This is a genomic window from Streptomyces sp. ATexAB-D23, assembly GCF_000373645.1.
GTDB classification, from domain to species: Bacteria; Actinomycetota; Actinomycetes; order Streptomycetales; family Streptomycetaceae; genus Streptomyces; species Streptomyces castrisilvae.
The window spans coordinates 160,102-178,218 of sequence record NZ_KB892079.1 but is presented as its reverse complement, the minus strand read 5'-3'; the positions used below and the strand labels follow the sequence as shown (position 1 = coordinate 178,218).

14 protein-coding genes are annotated in these 18,117 nt (G+C 70.7%); 7 read left to right on the top strand and 7 right to left on the bottom strand.

The genetic code is table 11. The features are described from left to right. Positions 1-13: 13 nt before the first annotated feature. On the bottom strand, positions 14-919 hold the full coding sequence (locus B082_RS0133500; RefSeq protein WP_018556144.1) for a tRNA (adenine-N1)-methyltransferase: 906 nt from the start codon (positions 917-919) through the stop codon (positions 14-16). A 61-nt stretch (positions 920-980) separates the two neighbouring features. Beyond that, complete coding sequence (locus B082_RS0133495) at positions 981-2,231, bottom strand: site-2 protease family protein (RefSeq protein WP_026250449.1); 1,251 nt, start codon at positions 2,229-2,231, stop codon at positions 981-983. Between the two features lie 172 nt (positions 2,232-2,403). Here B082_RS0133495 and B082_RS0133490 point away from each other — a divergent pair, with 172 nt between their 5' ends. Both B082_RS0133490 and B082_RS0133485 read left to right on the top strand, forming a co-directional pair. Beyond that, a complete protein-coding gene (locus B082_RS0133490; protein ID WP_018556142.1) occupies positions 2,404-3,249 on the top strand; it encodes a PD-(D/E)XK nuclease family protein in 846 nt (281 codons plus the stop codon). Positions 3,250-3,258: 9 nt separating this feature from the next. Continuing rightward, positions 3,259-3,930: a response regulator gene (locus tag B082_RS0133485; protein WP_018103734.1), complete on the top strand. Its 672-nt coding sequence runs from the start codon at positions 3,259-3,261 to the stop codon at positions 3,928-3,930. Between the two features lie 56 nt (positions 3,931-3,986). On the opposite strand, the gene B082_RS0133480 is transcribed toward B082_RS0133485, so the two are convergent. Together B082_RS0133480 and metH are read right to left on the bottom strand one after the other, a co-directional pair. Beyond that, positions 3,987-4,679, bottom strand: coding sequence for an HAD family hydrolase (locus B082_RS0133480; RefSeq protein WP_018556141.1), 693 nt, complete (start codon positions 4,677-4,679; stop codon positions 3,987-3,989). A 119-nt stretch (positions 4,680-4,798) separates the two neighbouring features. Next, positions 4,799-8,311 (bottom strand): methionine synthase, encoded by a 3,513-nt coding sequence (gene metH / locus B082_RS0133475; protein ID WP_018556140.1) that lies wholly within the window; start codon positions 8,309-8,311, stop codon positions 4,799-4,801. Between the two features lie 238 nt (positions 8,312-8,549). On the opposite strand from metH, the gene B082_RS0133470 reads away from it, so the two are divergent. The 5 genes from B082_RS0133470 to B082_RS0133450 all read left to right on the top strand — a co-directional run bounded on the left by B082_RS0133470 (position 8,550) and on the right by B082_RS0133450 (position 14,361). After that, on the top strand, positions 8,550-9,314 hold the full coding sequence (locus B082_RS0133470; RefSeq protein ID WP_018556139.1) for an IclR family transcriptional regulator: 765 nt from the start codon (positions 8,550-8,552) through the stop codon (positions 9,312-9,314). Positions 9,315-9,575: 261 nt separating this feature from the next. Beyond that, positions 9,576-10,367 (top strand): MIP/aquaporin family protein, encoded by a 792-nt coding sequence (locus B082_RS0133465; RefSeq protein ID WP_018556138.1) that lies wholly within the window; start codon positions 9,576-9,578, stop codon positions 10,365-10,367. A 52-nt stretch (positions 10,368-10,419) separates the two neighbouring features. Continuing rightward, positions 10,420-11,961: a glycerol kinase GlpK gene (gene glpK, locus B082_RS0133460; RefSeq protein ID WP_018556137.1), complete on the top strand. Its 1,542-nt coding sequence runs from the start codon at positions 10,420-10,422 to the stop codon at positions 11,959-11,961. A 5-nt stretch (positions 11,962-11,966) separates the two neighbouring features. Beyond that, positions 11,967-13,580 carry a glycerol-3-phosphate dehydrogenase/oxidase gene (locus tag B082_RS0133455; protein ID WP_018556136.1) on the top strand — a complete coding sequence of 538 codons (1,614 nt, stop codon included), beginning with the start codon at positions 11,967-11,969 and terminating at the stop codon, positions 13,578-13,580. Positions 13,581-13,689: 109 nt separating this feature from the next. Further along, positions 13,690-14,361, top strand: a complete 672-nt coding sequence (locus B082_RS0133450; RefSeq protein WP_018556135.1) for a FadR/GntR family transcriptional regulator — start codon at positions 13,690-13,692, stop codon at positions 14,359-14,361. 84 nt (positions 14,362-14,445) lie between these two features. Here the strand turns inward: B082_RS0133450 and B082_RS0133445 are convergent, their stop codons facing one another. The 3 genes from B082_RS0133445 to B082_RS0133435 are packed head-to-tail and all read right to left on the bottom strand — an operon-like array spanning position 14,446 to position 18,062. Beyond that, the gene (locus B082_RS0133445) at positions 14,446-15,498 is read right to left on the bottom strand and encodes an ABC transporter permease (protein WP_018556134.1); all 1,053 of its coding nucleotides are present in this window, start codon (positions 15,496-15,498) and stop codon (positions 14,446-14,448) included. Continuing rightward, positions 15,495-17,012 (bottom strand): sugar ABC transporter ATP-binding protein, encoded by a 1,518-nt coding sequence (locus tag B082_RS0133440; protein WP_018556133.1) that lies wholly within the window; start codon positions 17,010-17,012, stop codon positions 15,495-15,497. The genes B082_RS0133445 and B082_RS0133440 overlap by 4 nt, the downstream gene beginning before the upstream one ends. Before the next feature lie 9 nt (positions 17,013-17,021). Further along, positions 17,022-18,062, bottom strand: coding sequence for a sugar ABC transporter substrate-binding protein (locus B082_RS0133435; RefSeq protein ID WP_018556132.1), 1,041 nt, complete (start codon positions 18,060-18,062; stop codon positions 17,022-17,024). Positions 18,063-18,117: the final 55 nt, after the last annotated feature.

Genomic DNA, 18,117 nt, shown 5'->3' with positions numbered 1-18,117 from the left:
GTTGCGCGGGAGGTCAGTCGCGGGCGGAGCCGCTCTGGCTGCCGGGTCCGTCGTAGTCCTCGCCGTAGGCGCCCTTGGAGGGGCGGCGGCGGCGGGCCGGGGCCTGGACGCCGTCGGCGAGCCTGCGGGCGGTGACGAGGAAACCGGTGTGGCCGATCATGCGGTGGTCCGGGCGGACGGCGAGACCCTCGACGTGCCAGTTGCGGATCATCGATTCCCAGGGCTGCGGTTCGGCGAAGCAGCCGATCTCACGGATGGACTCGACCGTCCGGGAGAGCTGGGTGGTGGTGGCGACGTACGCGCAGAGGATGCCGCCGGGGACGAGCGCCTTGGAGACGGCCTCCAGGCATTCCCAGGGGGCCAGCATGTCCAGCACGACGCGGTCCACGTCGGTGTCCGTGAGGTTGTCCTGGAGGTCGCCGACCGTGAGCTGCCAGGCCGGGTGGGGGCTGCCGAAGTAGCGCTCGACGTTCTGCTGGGCGATCTCGGCGAAGTCCTCGCGGCGCTCGTAGGAGTGCAGCATGCCCTGTTCGCCGATGGCACGGAGCAGGAAGGTGGAGAGCGCGCCCGAGCCGACGCCCGCTTCCACGACACGGGCGCCGGGGAAGATGTCGCCGAAGGCGAGGACCTGCCCCGCGTCCTTCGGGTAGACCACGGCGGCGCCGCGGGGCATGGACAGGACGTAGTCGGGGAGCAGGGGGCGCAGCGCGAGGTAGGCGACGTTTCCCGTGGTACGGACAACACTGCCCTCGGGAGCACCGATCAGCTCGTCGTGCGAGAAAGAACCCTTGTGGGTGTGGAAGTTCTTTCCGGCTTCGAGCGTGAAGGTGTAGTGGCGTCCCTTGGGATCGGTGAGCTGGACCTGGTCCCCGACCTTGAAGGGCCCGCGTCGGCGGGCGGCACCGGTCGGTTCAGACATGTGACCAGCGTACCGGTGTTTCGGGGGACGCCGACCGCCCGTCCGTACAGGCGTGCGGGTGTCAGGCGGCGGGGCGGGCCATGGCGGCCACGAAGGCCCGTTCGACGTCGGCGGTGGAGAGCACGCCGTAGATCTCCCCGGTCTCCTCCACGACGAGGTACTCGGTGGCGGGGGTGGCCTTGAGGCGGTCCAGGAGGGCTTCGCCGGCGAGTTCGGCGGAGACCTTCATGCCGTCGGTGAGGTCCTGGGCGAGGCCGCTGACGGCGACCCAGGGGCGGCGGTGTTCGGGGATGCCGACGATGGCCGTCTCGCGGACGAGGGCCTTGGGCGCGCCGGTGCCGTCCACGACGACGAGGGCGCGGGCACCCGCCTCGTTGGCGCGGCGCAGGGCCTCGGAGAGCGGGGTGGCGGCCTCGACGGGGACGGCGCGCCGGGTGAGGCTGCGGGCGCGCAGGTCGGGGAGGTGTTCACGGAGCCGGGCCATGCGCAGGCTGTTGCCCGCACCGGTCCAGATGATGGCGGCGAGGATCGCGGCGAGCAGGGCGTCGGTGACGGTTTCCATGCCGCTGATCTCGCCGGGGTCGTTGCCGAGGGCCCCGGTACGGGTGAGCAGCGGCAGGCCGACGAGGGTGATGACGGCGAGGGCGCGGCCGACCCAGGCGGCGGCGACGGTGCCGCTCATCGGCTTGCCGGTGATCTTCCAGACGACGGCCCTGAGCATGCGGCCGCCGTCGAGCGGCAGGCCGGGCAGGAGGTTGAAGGCGGCGACGATGAGGTTGGAGATCATCAGGCCGCCGAGCAGGACGGCGGGGACGGTGCCGCGCTCGACGAAGAGCAGCGGTACGTAGAAGACGCCGGCCAGGACGAGGGAGAGCAGCGGGCCCACGAAGGCGAGGACGAATTCGCGGCCGGGGGTCTCGGACTCCTTCTCGATCTCGGAGACGCCGCCGAAGAACTGGAGCTGGATGCGGCGGACCGGGAGCTTGTAGTGCAGGGCGGCGACCGTGTGCGCGAGTTCGTGCACGAGTACGGAGGCGTAGAAGGCGACCGCGAAGAAGAGCGCGACGAGGTAGCGGGCGGCGCCGAGGTCGGGCAGGACCCGGTCGAGCTGGCCGCCGAAGACCCAGGTGATCAGGGCCGCCACCACGAACCAGCTGGGGGCGACGTAGACGGGCACGCCGAAGGGGCGGCCCATGAGGATGCCGCCTCCCGGATCCTCCCGGCGTCGGGGCGTGCCCTTGCCGGGGTCGTCGCCGGGGCCCGCTCCCCCTGGGCCGGGCTGCGGCCGCCGGCTGTCGCCGCTCTCGTCCACGAGGTCCCTTCGGTTCGGTGCCTTTCGGCACGATCATGCAGTGTTCGAGGGTCTGTGGTCGATGGTATGCCGGTTGGTGTCAGTGGCGGGTCGTAGGGTCTTCGTCATGACCTCCGTTCCGCCGCAGCCGCAGCCGCCCTCGTCGCTTTCTCCGTCGCGGGCGAGTGACTTCATGCAGTGCCCCCTGCTGTACCGCTTCCGGGTCATCGACAAGCTGCCCCAGAAGCCCAGTGAGGCCGCTACCCGGGGGACGCTGGTCCATGCGGTGCTGGAGCGGCTGTTCGACAATCCGGCGGCGGAGCGCACGCCCGGCCGGGCGACGGCGCTGGTTCCGGGGCAGTGGGACCGGCTGCTGGAGTCGAAGCCGGAGCTCTCGGAGCTCTTCGCGGAGGATCCGGAGGGCGAGCGGCTCGCGCAGTGGCTGGCGCAGGCGGAGCGGCTGGTGGAGCGCTGGTTCTCGCTGGAGGACCCGACGCGGCTCGAACCGGCGGAGCGCGAGCTGTTCGTGGAGACGGAGCTGGAGTCGGGGCTGCGGCTGCGCGGGGTGATCGACCGGATCGATGTGGCACCGACGGGCGAGGTCCGGATCGTCGACTACAAGACGGGGAAGGCGCCGCGTCCGGAGTACGCGGAGGGCGCCCTGTTCCAGATGAAGTTCTACGCCCTGGTCGTGTGGCGGCTGAAGGGCGTGGTGCCGCGCCGGCTCCAGCTGGTCTATCTGGGCAGCGGTGACGTGATGACGTACGACCCGGTCGTGGCGGATCTGGAGCGGGTGGAGCGCAAGCTGCTGGCGCTGTGGGAGGCGATCTCGCTGGCCACGCGGACGGGCGAGTGGCGGCCGCGGCCGACGAAGCTGTGCGGCTGGTGCGATCACCAGGCGCTCTGTCCCGAATTCGGGGGGACTCCCCCGGTCTATCCGCTGACCGTGCGCCCGGCGGATACGGCGGAGGATGACCAGGGCAGAATGGACCCGGTCCGGGCTGAGGCCGGCCGGCCTGTGGCCCTTGACGGGCATTGAGGAGATCTGGTGGCTATCCGCGTCCTTCTGGTCGACGACCAACCGCTGCTGCGCACCGGCTTCCGGATGATTCTGGAGGCCGAGGGCGATCTGGCGGTGGTGGGCGAGGCCGGTGACGGCCTCCAGGCTCTCGACCAGGTGCGTGCGCTCCAGCCCGATGTGGTGCTGATGGACATCCGGATGCCGCGGATGGACGGCGTCGAGGCGACCCGCCAGATCACCGGTCCCGGCCGGGACGGTCCGGCCAAGGTGCTGGTGCTGACCACGTTCGACCTCGACGAGTACGTGGTGGAGGCGCTGCGGGCCGGTGCGAGCGGCTTCCTGCTGAAGGACGCGCCGGCCGATGAGCTGGTGCAGGCCATCAGGGTGGTGGCGGGCGGCGAGGCGATGCTCGCCCCGAGCGTGACGCGCCGCCTCCTGGACAAGTACGCGGACCACCTGCCGTCCGGCGAGGAGCCGGTGCCGGACACGCTGCACACGCTGACGGACCGCGAGGTGGAGGTCCTGAAGCTGGTGGCGCGCGGCCTGTCGAACGCGGAGATCGCCGCTGACCTGTTCGTCAGCGAGACGACGGTGAAGACGCATGTGGGCCATGTGCTGACGAAGCTGGGGCTGCGCGACCGCGTGCAGGCCGCGGTGTACGCGTACGAGAGCGGTCTGGTGCGTCCCGGCGCCCAGTGAGGCGGGGCCGCAGGCCCTCGCGGGGGGCTCGGCGGCCGGGCCGGGCCCTGGTCCGTTCAGGTGATCAGGCCCCTGAGGAACGCGAGGTCGACCTCTTCGAGGGAGCCCACGACGACCCGGCCCTCGGCGGGCGCGATCGGGGAGACCGAGGGGACGGCGACGACCCGGCAGCCCGCGGCCTCCGCCGCCGCGACGCCGGTCGCGGTGTCCTCGATGACGGCGCACAGCCGGGGGTCGGCACCGAAGCCGCGCGCGGCGGTGAGGTAGGGCTCGGGGTGCGGCTTGGTGCGGGTGACCTCGTCGCCCGCGACGGTGAGCGCGAAGTGGTGGCGGCCCACCGAGTCCAGGACGCGGTCGATGATGCGGCGGTGCGAGGCGGAGACGAGGGCGGTGGGGATCTCGTGCCGGTGCAGTTCGGCCAGGAGACGGGCCGCGCCCGGCATCAGGGGCACGCCGCGGCCGATGCGCTTCTCGAACCGGTCGTTGAGCAGCACGGTCAGCTCGTCCAGGGTGACGTCTGCCCCGGTGACCTCCACGAGGTAGCCGGCGCTGCGGGTCATCGGCCCCCCGACGACGACCTCGCGCCACGCCTCGTCCAGCCGGTGTCCGAGGTCGGCGAAGACCTCCACCTCGACGTCCCACCAGAAGCCCTCGGTGTCGACCAGGGTGCCGTCCATGTCGAGGAGGACGGCCTGGAGGGCAGCGCCCTCGGCCGTACGGGTCAAGGACGCGGGAACCGTACTGGTCATCCGGCACACCTTCCATGAGGGACGAGAAGGCCGGCCGCCCGTCCCGGAGGAAGGGCGACCGGCCTGCACTGGACCGACCAGTGTACGGCGTGATCGGCTGCCGCGCGGCGAACGGCTCCTTACCGCGCGTTGAAGTACTTCGCCTCCGGGTGGTGGATGACGATCGCGTCGGTGGACTGCTCGGGGTGCAGCTGGAACTCCTCGGAGAGGTGGACCCCGATCCGCTCCGGCTGGAGCAGGTCCGCGATCTTCGCCCGGTCCTCCAGGTCGGGGCAGGCGCCGTAGCCCAGCGAGAAGCGCGCGCCCCGGTACTTCAGGGCGAACATGTCCTCGACCTCGGCCGGGTCCTCCCCCGCGAAGCCCAGTTCCGAGCGGACCCGGGCGTGCCAGTACTCGGCGAGGGCCTCGGCCAGCTGGACGGAGAGGCCGTGCAGCTCCAGGTAGTCGCGGTAGGAGTTGGCCTCGAAGAGCTTGGCGGTCTCGCCGCCGATCTTCGAGCCGACGGTGACGACCTGGAGCCCGATGACGTCCGTCTCGCCGGACTCCTCGGGGCGGAAGAAGTCCGCCAGGCACAGGCGGCGGCCCCGGCGCTGGCGCGGGAAGGTGAAGCGGGTGCGTTCCGAGCCGTCCTCGTGCAGCAGGATCAGGTCGTCGCCCTTGGAGACGCAGGGGTAGTAGCCGTAGACGACGGCCGCCTCCAGCAGGTTCTCCGTGTGCAGCTTGTCCAGCCAGCCGCGCAGGTGCGGGCGGCCCTCGCTCTCGGCGAGCTGCTCGTAGGTCGGTCCGTCGCCGGCCCTGGCCTGCTTGAGGCCCCACTGCCCCTTGAACAGGGCGCCCTCGTCCAGCCAGGACGCGTACTCCTTGAGCTGGATGCCCTTGACGACCCGGCTGCCCCAGAACGGCGGGGTGGGCACCGGGTTGGTGACGGAGACGTCGGAGCGCACGCCCTCCTCGGGCTCCTCGACCTCCAGCACCGGGGTGTCGCGCTTGGGGACGCGGCGCTGCTTCAGCTCGGGGAGGGTGGCGCCGGGGACGCCGCGCTTGACGGCGATGAGCGCGTCCATCAGGCGCAGGCCCTCGAAGGCGTCGCGGGCGTAGCGGACCTCGCCCTCGTAGATCTCGTGGAGGTCCTGTTCGACGTAGGCGCGGGTCAGGGCGGCGCCGCCGAGGATGACGGGGTAGTCGGCGGCCAGCTTGCGCTGGTTCAGCTCCTCCAGGTTCTCCTTCATGATCACGGTGGACTTGACCAGGAGGCCGGACATCCCGATGACGTCGGCCTTGTGTTCCTCGGCGGCGTCCAGGATCGCGGAGACGGGCTGCTTGATGCCGATGTTGACGACGTTGAAGCCGTTGTTGGACAGGATGATGTCGACGAGGTTCTTGCCGATGTCGTGGACGTCGCCGCGGACGGTGGCCAGGACGATGGTGCCCTTGCCCTCGGCGTCGGTCTTCTCCATGTGCGGTTCCAGGTAGGCCACCGCGCTCTTCATGACCTCGGCCGACTGGAGGACGAAGGGCAGCTGCATCTGCCCGGAGCCGAAGAGTTCACCGACGACCTTCATGCCCGCCAGGAGGGTGTTGTTGACGATGTCCAGGGCCGGCGTGTCCCGGAGGGCCTCGGCGAGGTCGTCCTCCAGGCCGTTCTTCTCGCCGTCGATGATGCGGCGCTGGAGGCGCTCGTCCAGCGGCAGGGCGAGCAGCTCCTCGGCCTTGCCCTGCTTCATGGACTTCATGTTGACGCCCTCGAACAGCTCCATGAGCCTCTGGAGGGGGTCGTAGCCCTCGGCGCGGCGGTCGTAGACGAGGTCGAGGGCTACCTTGACCTGCTCCTCCTCCAGCCGGGCGATCGGCAGGATCTTCGAGGCGTGCACGATGGCGGAGTCGAGACCGGCCTTGACGCACTCGTCCAGGAAGACGGAGTTCAGCACGACCCGGGCGGCCGGGTTGAGGCCGAAGGAGATGTTCGACAGACCGAGCGTGGTCTGCACGGCCGGATGGCGCTTCTTCAGCTCGCGGATGGCCTCGATGGTGGCGACACCGTCCTTGCGGGACTCCTCCTGCCCGGTGCAGATGGTGAAGGTCAGGGTGTCGATCAGGATGTCCGACTCCTGGATGCCCCAGTTGCCCGTCAGGTCCGCGATGAGCCGTTCGGCGATGGCGACCTTGTGCTCGGCGGTGCGGGCCTGGCCCTCCTCGTCGATGGTCAGCGCGATCAGCGCGGCGCCGTGCTCGGCCGCCAGCCGGGTGACCTTGACGAAGCGGGACTCGGGCCCGTCACCGTCCTCGTAGTTGACGGAGTTGAGGACCGCACGCCCGCCCAGCTTCTCCAGACCGGCCCTGAGTACGGGCAGCTCCGTGGAGTCCAGGACGATCGGCAGGGTCGAGGCGGTCGCGAACCGGCCGGCCAGCTCCTCCATGTCGGCGACACCGTCGCGGCCCACATAGTCGACGCACAGGTCGAGCATGTGCGCGCCCTCACGGATCTGGTCTCGCGCCATCTCCACGCAGTCGTCCCAGCGGCCCTCCAGCATGGCCTCGCGGAATTTCCTGGACCCGTTGGCGTTCGTACGCTCGCCGATCGCCAGGTACGAGGTGTCCTGCCGGAAGGGAACCGTCTGGTAGAGCGAGGCGGCGCCGGGCTCGGGGCGCGGGTCGCGGGTCGCGGGGGCGGCGCCGCGCACCCGCTCGACGACCTCGCGCAGGTGCTCCGGGGTCGTACCGCAGCAGCCGCCGACCAGCGAGAGCCCGTACTCCTGGACGAACGTCTCCTGGGCGTCGGCCAGCCCCTCCGGGCCGAGCGGGAAGTGCGCGCCGTCCTTGGTGAGGACCGGCAGTCCGGCGTTGGGCATGCAGAGCAGCGGGATGCGGGAGTGGCGGGTGAGGTAGCGCAGGTGCTCGCTCATCTCGGCCGGCCCGGTCGAGCAGTTCAGGCCGATCATGTCGATCCCGAGGGGCTCCAGGGCGGTCAGGGCCGCGCCGATCTCGGAGCCCAGCAGCATGGTGCCGGTCGTCTCGAAGGCGAGCGAGCACAGCAGCGGCAGGTCGCTGCCCAGGGCGTCCAGGGCGCGGCGGGCGCCGAGGATCGCGGCCTTGGTCTGCAGGAGGTCCTGGGTCGTCTCGACGATCAGCGCGTCGGCGCCGCCGGCGACCAGGCCCTCGGCGTTCGCCTGGAAGCCGTCCCGGATGGTGCTGTACGGCACGTGGCCCAGGGTCGGCAGCTTGGTGCCGGGGCCCACGGAGCCGAGCACCCAGCGCTGCTGCCCGCTGGACGCGGTGAACTCGTCCGCGACCTCGCGGGCGATCCGCGCACCGGACTCGGACAGCTCGTGGACCCGCTCGGGGATGTCGTACTCGCCGAGGGCCGCCGTGTTGGCGCCGAAGGTGTTGGTCTCGACGCAGTCGACGCCGACCGCGAAGTACGCCTCGTGCACGGAGCGCACGATGTCGGGCCTGGTGAGATTCAGGATCTCGTTGCAGCCTTCGAGGTTCTCGAAATCGGCGAGCGTGGGGTCCTGTGCCTGGAGCATGGTGCCCATGGCTCCGTCGGCCACCACCACTCGGGTGGCGAGCGCCTCACGGAGGGCTGTGGCTCGGTTCCGGCTGTCGGCGGAAGAGGTCGGCGACGAGGCCATGGATGTACTCCCTGGGTTGCGACGGCTGTCGGCTTTGCACCCTCGGCGGAAGGCGCACTCGCTCAGGGTAGCCGGGCCTCCTTGAGGGCGGTCAGTGTGTCCCACGAGCCGGACTGCATGCTGTGCTCGGGCGTGTCCTGGGTGGCGGGGTGCTGCGGACTTTCGCCGCGGTCGAGCGCTGGTCGGCATGGGCCGATAGTGTTCAGCATTGTCGAACAAGGTGGAGGAGTACGGCGCGATGGCCAAGAACATCCAGTCGCTGGAGCGGGCGGCCGCGATGCTGCGGCTGCTGGCAGGCGGCGAGCGGCGGCTCGGGCTGTCCGACATCGCCTCCTCACTGGGCCTGGCCAAGGGCACCGCGCACGGCATCCTGCGCACGCTCCAGCACGAGGGCTTCGTCGAGCAGGACGCGGCGTCCGGCCGCTACCAGCTCGGCGCGGAGCTGCTGCGCCTGGGCAACAGCTATCTCGACGTCCACGAGCTGCGGGCCAGGGCCCTGGTCTGGACGGACGACCTGGCGCGCTCCAGCGGCGAGAGCGTCCATCTGGGCGTACTGCACCAGCAGGGCGTGCTGATCGTCCACCACGTCTTCCGTCCCGACGACAGCCGGCAGGTCCTGGAGGTGGGGGCCATGCAGCCGCTGCACTCCACGGCGCTGGGCAAGGTGCTCTCCGCGTACGACCCGGTGGCCCACACCGAGGCACTGGAGGCCGAGCGGCGGCCGTTCACGCCCCGGACCGTCACCGGCCCCGAGGAGTTCGAGTCGGTGCTCGACCTGACCCGGGCCCGCGGCTGGGCGTCCGATGTGGAGGAGACCTGGGAGGGCGTGGCCGCGGTGGCCGCCCCCATCCACGACCGGCGCCGGATGCCCGTGGGCGCCATCGCCGTGACCGGGGCGGTGGAGCGGGTCTGCAAGGACGGCGAGCTGCGCCCCGAGCTGGTCGCGGCGGTGCGCGACTGCGCCCGCGCGGTCTCCCGTGACCTGGGCGCCAGGCGCTTCTGAGCCCTCCCCCGCCGTCACGGTGGGCGCTCCTACGGGCACGCACCGCGCTCACCACTCCTGAGTCCGGGGGCACAACCTCTTGACGCTGGCTTCGCCTGGGCGAAACACTGCCGTTCATCGGTCGGCATTGTCGAACACTTAACGGAAATACGCGTTAGGGTATGACCGTGCCAAGGGCCGGCCAAGCCCTCACACGAGGGCGCGGACCACCGGAGGGACCCGGGGTTCGGCTTCCCTGGACGAAGGACAAAGGAGTCGCGGGTGTCCAGCTCCGACATCTTCATCGGCGAGACCACTGGTACCGCCGTACTCATCCTGCTCGGCGCCGGCGTCTGTGCCGCCGTCACGCTCAAGCACTCGAAGGCACAGAACGCCGGCTGGCTCGCCATCACCTTCGGGTGGGGCTTCGCGGTCCTGACCGGCGCCTATCTGGCCGGCGGCGTGTCGGACGCGCATCTCAACCCGGCCGTCACCATCGGCCTGGCGATCGAGGGCGGCACGAAGTGGAGCGACGTACCGCTCTACCTCGCCTCCGAACTCCTCGGCGCGATGATCGGCGCGGTGCTGGTCTGGCTCACCTATTACGGGCAGTTCCGGGCCCATCTCAACGATCCGGAGGTCCTGCGCGCCCATACGGGTGAGGAGGGCATGGTCGACCAGGCTTCGGCCCCCAAGGCTGGACCGGTTCTCGGTGTCTTCTCGACCGGTCCTGAGATCCGCAACGCCGTACAGAACGTCCTCACCGAGATCATCGCCACGGTCGTGCTGGTGCTGGCGATCCTCACGCAGGGCCTCAACGAGGAGGGCCACGGCATCGGCGCGCTCGGCGCGCTGATCACCGCCCTGGTCGTCGTCGGCATCGGCCTCTCGCTCGGCGGCCCGACGGGGTACGCGATCAACCCGGTCCGCGACCTCGGTCCCCGCATCGTGCACGCGCTGCTTCCGCTGCCGAACAAGGGCGGCTCCGACTGGGGCTACGCATGGGTCCCCGTCGTCGGTCCCCTGATCGGCGGCGCACTCGCCGGCGGGCTCTACAACCTGGCCTTCGCCTAGGCCCCGGCCGCTCGCCCCATCCCCACACCACACAGACTTCCGGGAGCACACCGTGACCGACGCACACACCACCGGCACCCACGGCACCGGGCCGTTCATCGCGGCCATCGACCAGGGCACCACCTCCAGCCGCTGCATCGTCTTCGACAAGGACGGCCGGATCGTCTCCGTCGACCAGAAGGAGCACGAGCAGATCTTCCCGAAGCCCGCCTGGGTGGAGCACGACGCCGCCGAGATCTGGGACAACGTCCAGGAGGTCGTCGCCGGCGCCATCGTCAAGGCGGGCATCACGGCCGCCGACGTCAAGGCCATCGGCATCACCAACCAGCGCGAGACCACCCTGCTGTGGGACAAGCACACCGGTGAGCCCGTCCACAACGCCCTCGTCTGGCAGGACACCCGCACGGACGCGCTCTGCAAGGAGCTCGGCCGCAACGTCGGGCAGGACCGTTTCCGCCGCGAGACCGGGCTGCCGCTCGCCTCGTACTTCGCCGGGCCCAAGGCCCGCTGGCTGCTCGACAACGTCGAGGGGCTGCGCGAGCGGGCCGAGCGCGGCGACATCCTCTTCGGCACCATGGACTCCTGGGTCATCTGGAACCTGACCGGCGGCACCGACGGCGGCGTCCACGTCACCGACGTCACCAACGCCTCGCGCACCCTCCTGATGAACCTGCACACCATGCAGTGGGACGAGAAGATCTGTTCCTCCATCGGCGTGCCGATGGCCATGCTGCCCGAGATCCGTTCCTCGGCCGAGGTCTACGGCACCGCCAGGGGCGGCGTGCTCGACGGTGTGCCGGTGGCCTCCGCGCTGGGCGACCAGCAGGCGGCGCTGTTCGGCCAGACCTGCTTCGCCGAGGGCGAGGCCAAGTCCACGTACGGCACCGGCACCTTCATGCTGATGAACACCGGTGACACGCCCGTGAACTCCTACAACGGGCTGCTGACCACCGTGGGTTACCAGATCGGCGACCAGAAGCCGGTGTACGCCCTGGAGGGGTCGATCGCCGTCACCGGTTCGCTGGTGCAGTGGATGCGCGACCAGATGGGCCTGATCCAGTCCGCGGCCGAGATCGAGACCCTGGCCTCCTCGGTCGAGGACAACGGCGGCGCCTACTTCGTGCCGGCCTTCTCCGGCCTGTTCGCCCCGTACTGGCGCCCCGACGCCCGCGGTGTCATCGCCGGTCTCACCCGTTACGTCACCAAGGCGCACATCGCCCGTGCCGTGCTGGAGGCCACCGCCTGGCAGACGCGGGAGATCAGCGACGCCATGACCAAGGACTCCGGCGTCGAGCTGACCGCGCTCAAGGTCGACGGCGGTATGACCTCCAACAACCTGCTGATGCAGACGCTCGCCGACTTCCTGGACGCGCCCGTGGTGCGGCCGATGGTCGCCGAGACCACCTGCCTCGGCGCCGCCTACGCCGCCGGACTGGCCGTCGGCTTCTGGCCCGACACCGACGCGCTGCGCGCCAACTGGCGCAGGGCCGCCGAATGGACCCCCCGCATGGACGCGGACACCCGCGCCCGCGAGTACAAGAGCTGGCTCAAGGCCGTGGAACGCACCATGGGCTGGCTGGACGACGAGGAGTAGACAACATGACCACCCTGCAGAGCGTCCCCGCCCTCGGGACGCATCCGGCATCCGGCTCCCTCCCGAGCCGGGCCGAGACCCGGGAGCAGCTCTCCAAGGCGACGTACGACCTCCTGGTGATCGGTGGCGGCATTCTGGGCATCTCCACCGCCTGGCACGCCGCGCAGTCCGGGCTGCGGGTGGCCCTGGTGGACGCCGGCGACTTCGCCGGCGCCACCTCCTCCGCCTCCTCCAAGCTGCTCCACGGCGGTCTGCGCTACCTCCAGACCGGCGCGGTGAAGCTGGTGGCGGAGAACCACTTCGAGCGCCGTGCGGTCTCCCGCCAGGTCGCCCCGCACCTGGCCAATCCGCTCACCTTCTATCTGCCGGTGTACAGGGGCGGGCCGCACGGCGCGGCGAAGCTGGGCGCGGGCGTCTTCGCGTACTCGGCGCTGTCCGCGTTCGGTGACGGCGTCGGCCATGTGATCAGTCCGGCGCGGGCGCGGCGCGACGTGCCGGAGCTGCGCACGGAGAACCTCAAGGCCGTCGCGGTCTACGGCGACGACCAGATGAACGACGCGCGGATGGCGCTGATGACGGTCCGCGCGGCCGTCGACGCGGGCGCGGCGGTGCTCAACCACGCGCGGGTGACCGGGCTGCGGTTCACCAGGGGCCGGGTGACGGGCGCGGAGCTGACCGACGGCACGGACGGCACGGAGTTCGGCGTGAACGCCCGCCTGGTGCTGAACGCGACCGGGCCGTGGGTGGACCACCTGCGGAAGCTGGAGGACCCGGGCGCGGCCCCCTCGATACGCCTGTCCAAGGGCGCCCACCTGGTGCTGAAGCGGACGCGCCCGTGGAAGGCGGCGCTGGCCACGCCGATCGACAAGTACCGCATCACGTTCGCCCTGCCGTGGGAGGACATGCTGCTGCTGGGCACGACGGACGAGGAGTACGAGGGCGATCCGGCGGATGTCGCGGTGACCGAGAAGGACACCGCGCAGATCCTGGACGAGGCGGCGTTCTCGGTACGCGACCAGCAGCTGTCGCGGGATCTGATCACGTACTCCTTCGCCGGCCTCCGGGTGCTGCCGGGCGGGCCCGGTGACACCTCCAAGGCCAAGCGCGAGACGGTCGTGACGGAGGGCCGGGGCGGGATGCTGTCGGTGGCCGGCGGCAAGTGGACGACGTTCCGGCACATCGGCCGTACGGTGATGAACAAGCTGGCCGCGCTCCCCGGGCACCCGCTGGCCGAGGACATGGAGCCGATGGCCCGGCTGCCGAGGAAGCTGCCGCTGCCGGGGATCGCCAACCCGGACGCGGTGGCGCACCGGCTGCTGGTGGACGGCGGTACCCCGGGTCCCCGGATGGCCGCCGACACGGCACGGCACCTGGCCACGCACTACGGTTCGCTGTCCTTCGACATCGCCCGGCTGGCCAACGAGAACCCGGCGCTGGCCGAGCGCGTCCACCCGGACGCCCCGGAGATCTGGGCGCAGGTCGCCTACGCGCGCGACCGGGAGTGGGCCGAGACGGCGGACGACGTCCTGCGGCGGCGGACGACGCTGACGATCCGGGGCCTGGCCACGGACGAGATCAGGGCCGGTGTGGAGTCGGTGCTCAGGGAGCGGCGCGGCTGACAGAGGCACCGGGGCGGGGCCGGGCGGCTCGCGAGTTGGTCCGAAGGTCGTACCGGCCCCCGTCGGGGACGCATAATGGGGCGATACATCGGATGTCTGGAGGTCGCCCATGGCTGTCACCGACGAGGCCATCGAGAAGATCAAGGGGATGATCGTCTCGGGTGCGCTACGGCCCGGCGATCGTCTTCCCAAGGAGAGCGAACTCGCCTCGGAGCTGGGCCTGTCCCGCAACTCGCTGCGGGAGGCGGTGCGCGCCCTGTCGCTGATCCGCATTCTCGACGTGCGCCAGGGCGACGGCACGTACGTCACGAGCCTCGATCCGCAGTTGCTGCTCGAAGCGCTGAGCTTCGTGGTGGACTTCCACCGCGACGACACGGTGCTGGAGTTCCTGGCGGTGCGCCGGATCCTGGAACCGGCCGCCACGGCGATGGCGGCGAGCCGGATCAGCGAGGAGCAGCTGGACGCGCTCGGCGCCCAGTTGGACGCGCTGGGCGAGCGGCCGTCGGTGGAGGAGCTGGTGGCGTGCGACCTGGACTTCCACCGGGGCATCGTCCAGGCGTCGGGGAACTCGGTGCTCTGCTCGCTGCTCGACGGCCTCTCGGGGCCGACGACGCGGGCGCGGGTGTGGCGGGGGCTGACCCAGGAGGACGCGGTGAGCCGGACGCTGCATGAGCACCGGGCGATCGTGTCGGCGTTGCGGGACCGCGATGCGGAGGCTGCGCGGGCCTGGGCGACGGTGCATGTGGCGAGCGTGGAGCAGTGGTTGCGGTCGACGTTGTAGCCGTCCCGGGGCTCCGCCCCGGACCCCGGTCCTCGAACGCCGGACGGGCTGGTGGTGCCCGTCCGGCGTTGGCTGCTGCCTCGGTCAGTCCTGCTTCTCGCCGCTGGCGAAGCGGGAGATGACCAGGGCAACGATGATGATCGCGCCGTTGAGGAACTGGTTCCACAGGGCGGGGACGCCGCCGAGGGTCATCACGTTGACGACCAGCTGGAGCGTCAGTACGCCGGTCAGGGCGCCGAAGAGGGTGCCCCGGCCGCCCTTGAGGCTGATGCCGCCGATCACGGCGGCGGCGAACACCTGGAAGATCCAGCCGTCGCCCTGGGTCGCGGCGACCGCACCGTAGTGGCCGGTGTAGAGGATGCCCGCGAAGGCGGCGAGCAGGCCGCCGATGGCGAGCACGATCCAGGTGACGCGGTCGACGCGGATGCCCGCGGCGCGGGCCGCTTCCGGGTTGCCGCCGATCGCGTACAGCGAGCGCCCGTGGCGCAGCCAGGCGAGGGCCGCGCCGCCGACGGCGAAGAGGGCCAGGCAGATCCAGACCGCGGCCGGCGCACCGAACCACGAGGTCTTGCCGAGGTAGCGGAAGGACTCCGGGACGTCGGTGATGGACTTGCCCTCGGTGATGCCGATGTGGAGGCCGCGCAGCATCGTCAGCATGCCGAGCGTGGCGATGAAGCCGTTGACCCGGAGTTTCAGCATCAGGAAGCCGTTGACGGCTCCGACGGCGAGGCCGACCAGCAGACAGAGCGGGATCGCCGACCAGGTGGGGAGCAGCCCGAGGCCGGCGAAGCGGCCGCCCTCGGTGGGCAGCACCAGCCACATCGCGACGACGGGCGCGATGCCGATCGTCGATTCCAGTGAGAGGTCCATGCGGCCGCAGATCAGGATCAGCGCCTGGCCGAGGACGAGCAGGCTCAGCTCGGAGGACTGCTGGACGACGCTGATCAGGTTGTCGGAGGTGAGGAAGACCGGCGAGACGATGAAGCCGATCAGCATCAGCACCAGGATCACCGGCACCAGCGAGAAGTCGCTCCACCGGATCAGCTTGAGCCTGCTCAGCGGGGTGTTCCCGTCCGGGGAGCCCTTCAGTGCCGTGTCGAAGTCGTCGGCCGTGGACGGCCGTACCGTGCCGGTCATTCCCTTTCCCCCACACCTTCCATGGCGGCGACGAGTTCCCCGTCGGTCCACCCGCTGTCGAACGTTGCGACGACCCGCCCGTGGAACAGGGCGAGGACCCGGTCGCAGACCCGCAGGTCGTCCAGCTCGTCCGAGACGACGACCGCGGCGTTGCCGGCGTCGGCGACCCGGCGTACGACTCCGAGGAGCGAGTCCTTGGACTTGACGTCCACGCCCGCGGTGGGCCGGACGGCGACCAGGACGCTGGGGTCCCGGGCCAGGGCGCGGGCGACCACGACCTTCTGCTGGTTGCCGCCGGAGAGCCCGGAGACGGGCTGCTCGGGGCCCTGGGTCTTGATGTCGAGCGAGTCGATCATGGACCGGGCGAACTCCCTGGTGCGGGAGGGCAGGACGGTCCCCCAGGGGCCGAGCTGGTCGGTGACCGTGAGGGTGGCGTTCTCCGCGACGCTGCGTTCCAGGACGAGGCCCTGGTCGTGCCGGTCCTCGGGGATGTAGCCGATCCCGGCGTCCAGGGCGCGGGGGACGCTGCCCGTCCGTACGGCCCGGCCTCGCACCCGGACCGTGCCGCCGCCCGCCTTGCGCATGCCGGCGAGCACCTCGCCGACCGCGGTGTTGCCGCTGGCCGCCGAGCCGGCGAGGCCGAGCACCTCGCCGGGGCGCACCTGGAGGTCCAGGGGCTCGAACCGGCCGTCCAGGACCAGCTGTTCGGTGGCCAGGACGGGTTTTGCCGACGGGTCGGGCGCGGTGTCGCCGGCCGCGTGCCAGGCGGTCGCGCCCGCCGCCTTCTCGCCGGTCATCGCCGCGACCAGGTCCTCCTTGGAGACGTCGGCGACGGGGGCGGTCAGGACGTGGCGGGCGTCGCGGTAGACGGTGACCGCGGTGCACAGCTCGTACACCTCCTGGAGGTGGTGCGAGATGAACAGGAACGCCACGCCCCGGCTCTGGAGTTCGCGGAGCCTGTCGAAGAGCCGGGCGATGCCCCGGGCGTCGAGCTGGGCGGTCGGCTCGTCCAGGATGATCAGCCGGGCGCCGAAGGACAGCGCGCGGGCGATCTCCACGAACTGCCGCTGTTCGACGGCGAGATCGCGTGCCCGGGTGTTCGGGTCGACCTGGACTCCGTACGCTTCGAGGAGCTGTTCGGCGCGTTTGCGGAGCCTGCCCCAGCTGATCCAGCGGGCCCCGTCGTCGAACCGGTTGAGGAAGAGGTTCTCGGCGACGGTCAGGTCGGGGACGACCATGGACTTCTGGTAGACGCAGGCGACCTTGGACTGCCAGGCCGAGGTGTCCCCGTAGGCGGGCGCGGGCTCCCCGCCGAACGTGACCGTGCCGGCGTCCGCCTTGTGGAGCCCGGTCAGGACGCTGACCAGCGTGGACTTGCCGGCGCCGTTGCGGCCGACGAGCGCGTGCGACTCGCCGGGCCGCACGGTCAGCTTCACCCCGTCCAGCGCCACGGTCGGCCCGAAGCGCTTGACGACGCCTTCCGCCCGTACGGCGGGTGGTGGTGCCTGGTTCATGGATAGGTCCTAGTTCTTCTTCCCCAGCTGGTTGGCCCAGAGCTTCGGGTCGTCGACGTTGTCCTTGGTCACCAGGGGCGCGGGGAGCTGGTCCTCGTAGCCGTTCGGGATCTTGATGATGGTGGAGTCGTGGTCGGTGGGACCCTCCTCGAAGGTCTTGCCGTCCAGGGCCGCCTTCGCGTAGTACAGCGCGTACTTCGCGTACAGGTCGGCGGGCTGGGAGATCGTCGCGTCGATCTTCCCGGCCTTGATGGCGTCGAACTCCTCCGGGATGCCGTCGTTGGAGATGATGGTGATGTGGCCGGGCGAACCGGCGGGCTTCAGCAGCTTCTTCTGTTCCAGGAGCGCGAGGGTGGGCTGGAGGAAGACGCCTCCGGCCTGCATGTAGATGCCGTTGATGTCGGGGTGGGCGGCCAGCGTCGACTGGAGCTTGGCGGAGGCGACGTCGCCCTTCCAGTCGGTGGCCAGCTCGAACACCTTGATGTCCGGGAAGTCCTTGTCCATGCACGCCTTGAAGGCCTCGGAGCGGTCTCGGCCGTTGATGGAGGACAGGTCGCCCTGGAACTCCACGACCTTGCCCTTGCCCTTCAGCTGCTCGCCGAGGTACTTGCAGGCGTTCGTGCCGTACGCCTTGTTGTCGGCCCGCACCACCATGTAGATGTCGCCCTTGTCCGGGCGGGTGTCGACGCTGATGACGGGGATCTTCTTCTCGTTGAGCGCGTTGAGCGACTCGGCTATCGCGCCGGTGTCCTGCGGGGCCATCACCACGGCCTTGGCGCCCTGGTCCCTGAAGGTCTGGACGTTGGCGACGAGCTTGCCGATGTCGTTCTGCGAGTTGGTCAGCGGGAGCGCGGAGACCTCGCCGTCCTTGACCCCCTGCTTGATGTAGTTCTGGTAGGAGTTCCAGAAGTCGCTGTCGCTGCGCGGCAGGTCGATGCCGACCTTGCCGCCGCCCGTCCCGCTGTCCGACGACTCGCGGTTGCAGCCCGCGAGGGCGGTGACGGCCAGCAGTACGGCACAGGCGGCCGCACTCGTCGTACGCACTCTCATTGGTGTCCCGTTCCTTGGTGAGGTCGCGGCTCGAAGCCCTGACGGCATTGCGGAG